Annotated in this window: 1 pseudogene; it reads left to right on the forward strand. The window is 57.8% G+C overall.

The features are described from left to right. A pseudogene (locus tag ACR0EL_RS22210) lies at positions 1–458 on the forward strand (sugar ABC transporter substrate-binding protein); the annotation flags it as partial. Between the last annotated feature and the right edge of the window lie 281 nt (positions 459–739).

Below are 739 nucleotides of genomic sequence, written 5' to 3' on the forward strand. Positions count from 1 at the left end.
CGTCACAGCAGACCACAACCGAAGGTGTCTTGCAGGAAGTAATCGATGGCCATGCCATTGCAGCGCCGCTGACCGTGGGTGGCGGCACGACTCCGGCCTCGACCCTTTGGTGGGATGGATGGACCGTCGGCAAGAACATCTCAGATGAAGAGGCTGAGGCGACTTTTGTCGCGATGACGCATGGCGTCCGCCCCGAAATGTTGAACGATGAAACCACGCCGCTGGCAGTCTGGTTGATCGAAGGGTACGAACCTGCAGACGACGCGCAGGGTGTATTTGACGCTGCCAAAATGGGCACGACTCCTTATCCGATGCTGCCCTACATGGGTTTGATGCACAGTGCACTCGGCAATGAACTTGCCGATTTCATGCAGGGCAAGGAAAGCGCTGAACAGGCGCTGGCCGATGTCGAGGCCGCCTATCGCGCCGCGGCAATCGAACAGGGCTTCCTACAGTAAAACGCCCCTCGCGGGTGCCCAATTTGGGCACCCGCCCAATCAAGCCGACACGGGAATTGCGACAAGCGCCATAAGACATTCCTTTGGTTTTTCCTGCCCACAGGACTTGCAATGCTGCTGTTCATTGCAATGCCCATCGTCTCGGTGGTGATCCAATCCATTTATGCCCCACACCCGGCGGTTCTGGTGGAAGTCGAAAACTGTACTCCGCTTGTCGGGTGCACAACCGAGACCACCATCGATCAGGAAGCCACCGCAGCGCTTCGTGCCGAACAACCATT

Source organism: Ruegeria sp. AH12, from assembly GCF_056541465.1.